Origin of the sequence: Pseudoalteromonas sp. MMG012, assembly GCF_018100875.1 — a bacterium.
Classification (GTDB): domain Bacteria; phylum Pseudomonadota; class Gammaproteobacteria; order Enterobacterales; family Alteromonadaceae; genus Pseudoalteromonas; species Pseudoalteromonas aurantia.
Genome location: NZ_JAGJEF010000069.1, coordinates 19,092 through 27,509 on the forward strand (window position 1 = coordinate 19,092; position 8,418 = coordinate 27,509).

The 8,418-nt window shown below is 42.4% G+C and carries 6 protein-coding genes; 4 read left to right on the forward strand and 2 right to left on the reverse strand.

From position 1 onward, the window contains the following. Positions 1-68: 68 nt before the first annotated feature. Genes J8L97_RS18355 through J8L97_RS18365 form a run of 3 tightly spaced genes read left to right on the forward strand, consistent with a single transcriptional unit; the run spans position 69 to position 5,717 of the window. Complete coding sequence (locus J8L97_RS18355) at positions 69-2,906, forward strand: TonB-dependent receptor domain-containing protein (RefSeq protein WP_211052015.1); 2,838 nt, start codon at positions 69-71, stop codon at positions 2,904-2,906. Between the two features lie 56 nt (positions 2,907-2,962). Continuing rightward, entirely contained in the window at positions 2,963-4,150 is a 1,188-nt protein-coding gene (locus J8L97_RS18360) for a M14 family metallopeptidase (RefSeq protein ID WP_211052017.1), read from the forward strand. Between the two features lies 1 nt (position 4,151). Continuing rightward, the gene (locus J8L97_RS18365) at positions 4,152-5,717 is read left to right on the forward strand and encodes an amidohydrolase family protein (protein ID WP_211052018.1); all 1,566 of its coding nucleotides are present in this window, start codon (positions 4,152-4,154) and stop codon (positions 5,715-5,717) included. Between the two features lie 107 nt (positions 5,718-5,824). On the opposite strand, the gene J8L97_RS18370 is transcribed toward J8L97_RS18365, so the two are convergent. Further along, positions 5,825-6,976 (reverse strand): alkene reductase, encoded by a 1,152-nt coding sequence (locus J8L97_RS18370; RefSeq protein WP_211052019.1) that lies wholly within the window; start codon positions 6,974-6,976, stop codon positions 5,825-5,827. A gap of 172 nt (positions 6,977-7,148) precedes the next feature. Between J8L97_RS18370 and J8L97_RS18375 the strand changes: the two genes are divergently transcribed. Beyond that, positions 7,149-8,057, forward strand: coding sequence for a LysR family transcriptional regulator (locus tag J8L97_RS18375; RefSeq protein ID WP_210996585.1), 909 nt, complete (start codon positions 7,149-7,151; stop codon positions 8,055-8,057). Positions 8,058-8,122: 65 nt separating this feature from the next. On the opposite strand, the gene J8L97_RS18380 is transcribed toward J8L97_RS18375, so the two are convergent. After that, positions 8,123-8,418: hypothetical protein (locus tag J8L97_RS18380; protein ID WP_211052020.1), on the reverse strand; the 296-nt coding region annotated here is incomplete at its 5' end.

Sequence of the window (8,418 nt, forward strand, 5' to 3'; positions counted from 1 at the left end):
ATCTAATAATTCGCCAATGTTAGTAGTCAAGAAACAACAACAATGACATAAAGTGTACAGGGGCTATCATGATAAGAAATAAAACAGAGCAAAACTCAACACCTCGCTTAAGCTATATAAGTGTCTGTCTTCTCGCGGCTATCGTGCCAAACACCTCCTTCGCAAACAATAATAACCAGGCTGACATTGAAAAAATTTCGATAATTGGTTCCAACATCAAACGCACCGCAGATGTCGGTGCACTGCCCGTTACAACACTGACAGATATTGACATCCAAAACAGTGGAGCAATGACTGGAGATGACTTAATTCGCTCTATTCCACAAATGGGACAAGTGAACTTTGGTGCATCAACGGGTAACGGTGGTGTCAATGATGCCCGAGGGGATGTGTCTTCAATCAACCTTCGAGGCCTTGGTACGGGTAACACTCTGACCTTATTGAATGGAAGAAGACTTGTTACACATCCAGGTACTCAATCAGAAAACTTTGTACCCGTTAGCACTGTTAACTCAAACACTTTGCCTGTAGCAGGCTTAAGATCACTACAAATTCTACGCGACGGCGCTGCGGCCATATACGGCTCAGATGCAGTGGCAGGCGTTGTTAACTATCAACTTAAAAGCGACTTTGAAGGCAATAGGTTTACTGCTAAACATGGCATATCAGAAGGGACTAACCTCAATGAATCAACCATTAACTTTTTAACCGGCTTTAACTTTAATGACAACGCCTCTCACTTTACAGGATCTGTCACCTTATATAACCGAGACGGTATGATGGCAAGTGAACGGGCATATTCACAAAGCCACGACTTACGTAATTTTTCAACATTACCAGAAGAATTTATTGGTGATACACAACTAGATAATCGCACAACCTCAACCCCATGGGGGGATTTTCGTTCTGATTCGTTAGGCTTATTTCATCTGAGTCCTGCTAATAACAATGCGTGCGAGAAGAAGGTATCAGACGCAGTCTGTGCGAATTCAGGTGGCATCCCCCGAACACTCCGATTCGACCGCGCGGCCCATAGATCATTGGTTTCAGATGTGCAACGACTTAACTTATATGGCCATTTCACTCATGAGTTCTCTGACAATTTGTCTTTGTTTTCAGAAGCCATTTACTATCAAGCACAAGCAAAACGAGAGAGAGAGCAAACCCATAACCTCACAGCTCAGCGCTTTGTAATAAGTAAGGATGCTGCATTTAACCCATTTAATGAAGAAATAAAACTGAATCGGTACCGTCCGTTAGATGCAGGCCCTAGAAATATAAAAGTAGATGACACAAGTTATCGCATTTTGATTGGTTTACAAGGGCAATATACAAATTGGGACTGGGAAACAGCCCTATTTTACAGTGAAGCACAAACTAGCGACCTTGCCAATCGAGTGCAAGCAAGTAAGTTTCAACAAGCAATTAATAGCCAAGACACAAACCTCGCATATAACTTGTTTTCCGGAGCAGATCCAAGCAACCCAAACACAGCAGACACCACGTTGAATAATAGAGCTGTAGTATCATCATTTATGAGTGACATTTCACGCGATTCCAAAACCAGTTTAACATCCTTTGATTTCAAAGTGAGTAATGGACAACTCTTTGCTTTGCCTGATGGTGATGCTGGTATTGCTATGGGAATTGAGTTCAGAAGAGAAACATTTGATGATGACCGTGATAGTTTATTAGATGGGAGCCACCCATTTATCGACCAAATCACAGGTAAACAATTGTCTGGCAGTGATGTATTAGGCAGCAGCCCAACACCTGATTCAAGCGGAAGTAGAAATGTGTTCTCAGCATATGGAGAAGTATTGCTGCCACTCATTGACTCTGCAGAACAAATATTAGAGCTACAAATTGCGGCACGATACGAGCACTTTTCAGATGTTGGTGATGCACTAAAGCCTAAAGTGGCCGTTTTTTGGGAGCCTGTCGACTGGATCAGTTTACGTGCATCTTACGCTGGTGGGTTTAGGGCTCCAGGGCTCCCCCAAATCACCGCTGAAGCCGTGCCTCGTAGTAACTCACTCTATGACCCAATTCTAGATGACAGTTATGGTATTAGTGATATTCGTAGCGGTTCTAATGACTTAGAGCCGGAAGAGTCAAGTAATATCTCTTATGGATTTGTGCTTGAACCCACAGACTCCCTCACCTTTACTGCAGATACATGGCGCATTAAACAAAAAAGTCTCGTCGGTATTTTACCGGGCGCTTCCCACTTACTTTATGATGGCTTGTTGCGTAGTCAGGGCAGTCAAAATGACGCTGTTGTTCGTGATCCAATAACGCGAGAAGTCATTCATATCAACAACACTTATATGAATTTAAACACTCGAGAAATTGAAGGTGTTGATTTGTCTTTCGTGTATACAATTGACACTCAATGGGGCCAATGGGAGTTATTAGGAAATACCGCCAAACTACTTAAATTTGAACAAGTCGCAGATCCTATATCGACACAAATAATCGCGGCTCAGCACGCGGGTAATAGTGCCGTTCCGGCTGATCGTAATGTCTCTGGTGCCGGTGATTTATTATTACAAAATGGCCGTCCCAAATTACGCGCTAAAATTGAGTTGAATTGGCAAAAAGACCAATGGAATGCAGGGATCAGTTACAATTACACGGGACCCATCACCGATACCAGTACCACAGCAGAAGTTGGCGGCGAGGTGCAAACACTGCCTGTTAAAAGCTTCAAAACTTGGAACTCACATGCCAGTTACAAATTTTCAGAAATGTCACAGTTAAGCGGTACCAAGATACAACTTGGCATAAGAAACCTATTTGACGCGCAACCGCCAATTGCTGATGAGTTAGCACATGGTTATTTCGGCAGCCTACACTCCAACCGAGGTCGGTATTTATATGCCAGTATCAGTGCATCTTTCTAGTTGATTCAATAATAATGGCGGCCCTCGTAAGTGCCGCCTTAAAAAGTAGGCCTTTTATGAACAATTATTTTTTCTTTGGCGCATGTGTCTTATCAGCGTTGAGTTTACCTGGTTGTAAAAACATTACAAATAGTATTGGGGCAACAGCCCACGCTCAAACTTGTCAGTTTTCTCAGGTTAAGTTTGACCACAATTTTCCAATGGGACGATTAGATAGATGCGAGCAACTTTCTAAGAACACCTATAAACTGACCCTTATACCTGAGAACGAGCCCATAAATAACAGTCCATGGTACGCGTTCAATGTTTCATCTGTTTCTGCTCACACAATTCATATTGAAATACATGTAGAAGGAGGCACTAACCGATATCTGCCCAAAATGAAGGTAGATGTACACAACGCACCGACACAATGGCAGCCTCTTCCCGTTAGACACGATAACAAGGTAATGAAATTCGACCTAAACATAACCGACAAACCGACTTACATTGCCGGACAAGAAATCATTACCAATGCCAATTACGACACATGGTTAGAAAAAGTCTCGCAAAATTCTGCTGCTAAAGTAATGACTATTGGAAACTCCGTTGCCAAGCGTCCAATTAAAGCGATTGTTCAGTCTAATAATTCTAAACAATGGGTTGTGATACTTGGTCGACAACACCCGCCTGAAATTACAGGTGCCTTGGCATTGTTTCCATTTACTGACACTTTACTGGCTAATACTGAACACGCACAACATTTTCGCTCGCAATATAATATTTTAGTTATCCCAAACGTAAACCCCGATGGTGTTGCGTTAGGTAATTGGCGACATAATGCCAATGGCGTTGACCTAAACCGTGATTGGAAAACATTTAAACAGCCAGAAACACAGGCAGTACACCATTATTTAACTCAATTAGTTAAACAGGGTCACAAAATCGCTTACGCAATTGACTTTCATTCCACCCGAAAAGACATTTTCTATACTATGCCACATAACTATCAGGTAACTAACCCACTACTGACACAACAATGGTTAGACAAGTTGGCTCACGCACTCCCCGATTTTAATGTTATACAAAAACCAGGTAACAATCCCGATAGAGGCGTGTTTAAGCAATATATTGCTGATACGTATCGAGTACACGCTGTTACCTATGAAATGGGTGACAACACCGACCGAGATAGAATCAATGTTATTGCACGTACTGCGGCTAATACGCTTATGAGCACATTGCTAAACACAGAGGCGCTTTAATATGAGCATAGTAAGATTACTGCCACTGTATGCCGTATTGCTCTGTGGTTGCACAACCGCGCCATTTGAGCCACAAAAAAGCGTGGATATTTTGATCCAATCAGGCCTAGTATTTACAGGCCAAGAACAAAAACTCAAACAACTCGATATTGGAGTATGTGGTAATACAATATGCGAAATACACCCAAGCGGCACTCATAATGTGAAAGCTAAAACCATTATCAATGCGCAAGGATTAATCGTATCACCAGGATTTATAGACCCCCACACTCATTCGTTATCAGAACTCAAAAGTAGCGATAAAAATGCAAATTTAAATTATTTAACCCAAGGGGTCACAACCGTTGTGAACGGTAATGATGGTGGTGGGACATACAAAATAACACCGTTAGTGCAACAGTTGACAACGCAAGGTATTGGCACAAACACCGCTTTTTTCGTCGGCCATGGTAGCGTCAGAAAAGCGGTAATGGGCAAAGCAAAGCGTGCAGCAACCCAAGCTGAAATAAGTGAAATGCAATCACTGGTAGAACATGCCATGCAAGCAGGGGCACTTGGATTTTCAAGCGGATTATACTACGTACCTCAAACCTATGCTGATACACAAGAAGTTATTGCGCTCGCTAAAATTGCCGCTAAATACGGCGGGATTTACGAAACACATTTAAGAGATGAAGGCACATTCTCGATAGGTATTGTACAAGCCGTTAAAGAAGCAATAACCATTGCTAAATCAGCCCAATTACCACTACATATTGCGCATATAAAAGCGTTAGGCGTAGATGCCTGGGGTCAAAGCGTTGCAGTGATCAAACTAATAGAGCTAGCTCGTCATAACGGCCTTAGAATCACCGCAGATCAATACCCTTGGTTAGCATCTGGTACAAAATTACATAATGCAATTATGCCTAAATGGGCCATGGCTGATTCGAAACAGGCGTTTTATCAAAGGTTAAATTCAGCAAAGTTGCAGGCTCGGTTACACAAAGAAATAGCGGAGAGTTTGCGCATGCGTGGCGGGCCAAAGGCGCTCTTAATCACTGAATGTAAAAACACTCAGTATGTTGGTAAAACCCTCGCTGAGGTTGCCAATATGCTTGCCATGTCACCTATCGATGCAGCCATACAGTTAGTGCAGCAAGGAGATGTACGTGTTGCGTCATTCAATATGGCTGAGTCAGACTTAACTGCATTTATGACCCAACCATGGGTCGTCACTTCCTCAGATGGTACGAATGGGCATCCGAGGAAGTTCGCATCATTTGCACAGAAGTATCACCAATATGTTAAAGAGAAAAAATGGCTCACTTTAACAGAGTATCTAAACCGCAGCACAACGCTGACGGCGAACATACTTGGGCTGGATAATAGAGGTAAAATCAAACTTGATTTTGCCGCAGATATAACCATATTCGACCCAAATACATTTCAAGGTGAGGCCGATTACCAACATTGGGATGCTATTTCAAAGGGTGTTCATACGGTTATTGTGAATGGCAAGATTGCCATTCACAATACCATTCACACAAACGCGCTTAGTGGGCAAGTTCTGCTTAAAAACAACTAGCATTCACCACAGGAAGGCGTTACATCTATAAGCCTTCCTGTGATTTTATTGTCGCATGCGCGTACGCTGTAATCCTACAAGCTGGCTTTAGCCTCTCATATTGGTCTCTATGCACTTTTATCCTGATGATAAGTCGGGTAATCACTGTAACCCGCCTCTGAACCGCCATACATAGTAGTAGGATCCACTTGATTCATTGGCCAATTGTTTTTTATCCGTTCAGGTAAGTCTGGGTTAGCGATAAATGGTCGTCCAAATGCAAAAAGGTCGCCATAGCCTTCATGTAATATTCTTAGTGCTTTTTCAACCGTATATTTACCTGCGTAAATGATCTTGCCTGAAAATAGCTGACGGGCGGTCTGATAGAACGCCACCGGTAAATCAGGGGCATTTTCCCAATCAGCTTCGGCAATCGATAAATATGCCAATCCGGCCTCTTCTAATAATCTAATTGCAGCGGTGTAGGTCTTTAACGGATCTGGTTCAACCAATCCTAAATATACCCGCTGCTCAGTGGTACTTTCAAATAGCGGCGCAAAGCGAACCCCTACTCGGCTCGCGCCAACCACCTGACTGACAGCCGCAACGACTTCTTTTAAAAATCTTAAACGATTTTCAAGCGAGCCACCATATTCATCCGTACGTTGATTTGTATGTTCAGAAATAAACTGATTAATCAGATAACCATTGGCACAATGTAACTCAACGCCATCAAAGCCCGCATTCAGTGCATTTTGTGCCGCAGCTGCATACATGTTCACTAAATCTTTTACTTCGGAGGTTTGCAACGCGCGAGGCTCGCTGGGGTTGGCCAAATCCCCCTCACCTGGCGCTGTTTCAACAAAAACCTTAACGGCATCGGCAGCCATGGCCGATGGTGCAACAGGCTTACCATTGTCAGGTTGTAAACTTGTATGAGATACGCGACCTACATGCCACAGTTGTGCAAAAATAATCCCCCCATTTTTGTGTACTGCATCAGTTACTAGTTTCCAGCCTTCCACTTGCTCTGGTGAATGAATACCTGGCGTCCAAGCGTAACCTTGCCCTCTAGGTTCTACTTGTGTGCCTTCAGTTACCATAAAACCCGCTCCCGCTCGCTGCGCGTAGTACTCAGCCATCAATTTATTTGGAATATTACCCGGCTGAGAGCTTCTTGAACGCGTTAATGGCGGCATTACAATGTGATTTTTCAACTCGTACGGGCCCAAAGTGGTGCGGTCAAAAAGAGCTTGGGTGCCAATATTTTCTTTTAGCATGCCTATTCCTACTTATCTACTCAGCCTGCGTAACATCTTACTTAGACCAATTTTTTTAATACTGCCAAAGCGCGATAAAACACGCTGTAACACAGCCAATTTAATTTGAGCCGCTAGCTTAGCTGCGCTAAGATACAAATAGAAACAAGGTTTGTTTTTATGGGTAACAAATATGAGTGGTTTACATAAATTAGAAATAAAGCAATTACGCATTTTAAGTGAGCTACTCGCGCTACAAAATTTGAGTAAAGTGGCACAGAAGGTTGGGTTAACCCAACAAGCGATCAGTGAACAGTTAAAGAAGCTAAGGGACATTCTGGACGACCGCCTATTTGTTCGCCAAGGTAATAAAATGGTACCCACACCCAGGGCACTCGCATTAGAAGCCCCGATAGCAGAGGTGCTGGTTCAGCTCGAGGACATTGTTAAGCCAGAGCATTTTGAGCCTGCAACCTATCAAGGCGTATTTTCTATCAGTGCAACCGACTACGCTACTCAAGCTTTATTACCTGAAGTGTTAAGTATTGTTAGGGCACAAGCGCCAAGTTTAAAACTCATTGTGCAAGACTTTGCAAGTGACAACGTGGTTGAATTAATGAGTTCGGGACAGTTGGATTTACTGATCAGCTTTCCTGACTTTATCCCTGATAATTTACCTTATGAATTGTTATTCGCAGAGCAACATTTATGTGTGGCAAGCAGGCAGTCGTCGTTGAACCAAAACACCCTGAGCATAGCCGATATCGCGAAGCAACCCCAATTAGTAGTCTCACCATCGAGGGCAAATCTAAAAGGTTCGCACGATCAATGGTTTGCTAATCTTGGACTAAAAAGAAACATCATCATGTCTGTACCCAACTTTTCATCCGTGCCTGATTTATTATATGCGACGGATTTAATCGCTTTTTTTCCATCAAGATTACTGCCAAACAACAAGGTATCAATATTGGAAGTAGAGGCTCTGCCACCACCCTTTGAAGTCATTGTTGCATGGCATCCTCGTAGTAGCCAAAGTAAAATCCACCAATGGCTTATCGAACAGTTACGCTTGGTCATTAATCAACCTCGCACTATAGAGTAAGCATATACCGACATGTGTAAATAATTTAAGCCATAAACCTATCGTTCATAGGGTAACAACCTCGTCTATAATGAGTTGGTACGATATTCGTTTTCTGCTTCATAAATTGCACTGCATAGTTTGAAATCCTGTGCTTTTTTGTTTGATGGTAGATTTTTCTCGTACATAAGAGTCAACTCAGTTAACTCTTCCATACCAAAATACCAATCTTCTTTTGAAATCCCATCTAAATAATTATGATTTTTAGATTTTAATTTAACCAAGGTGTTTTCAACTTTTCTCTCCTTCGCAACAATTGTCGCAGGTTTTGGTATGCCCGAATATGAATGCAGTTTAGAATAAATTTCTATGAGAGAAATAA

What these genes read in the sequence shown, in the direction of transcription:
- J8L97_RS18370 (WP_211052019.1), bottom strand. Translation starts at nt 6,976, where the DNA reads ATGCTAAAAGAAAATATTGGCACCCAAGCTCTTTTTGACCGCACCACT.
- J8L97_RS18360 (WP_211052017.1), top strand. Translation starts at nt 2,963, where the DNA reads ATGAACAATTATTTTTTCTTTGGCGCATGTGTCTTATCAGCGTTGAGT.
- J8L97_RS18365 (WP_211052018.1), top strand. Translation starts at nt 4,152, where the DNA reads ATGAGCATAGTAAGATTACTGCCACTGTATGCCGTATTGCTCTGTGGT.
- J8L97_RS18355 (WP_211052015.1), top strand. Translation starts at nt 69, where the DNA reads ATGATAAGAAATAAAACAGAGCAAAACTCAACACCTCGCTTAAGCTAT.
- J8L97_RS18375 (WP_210996585.1), top strand. Translation starts at nt 7,149, where the DNA reads ATGAGTGGTTTACATAAATTAGAAATAAAGCAATTACGCATTTTAAGT.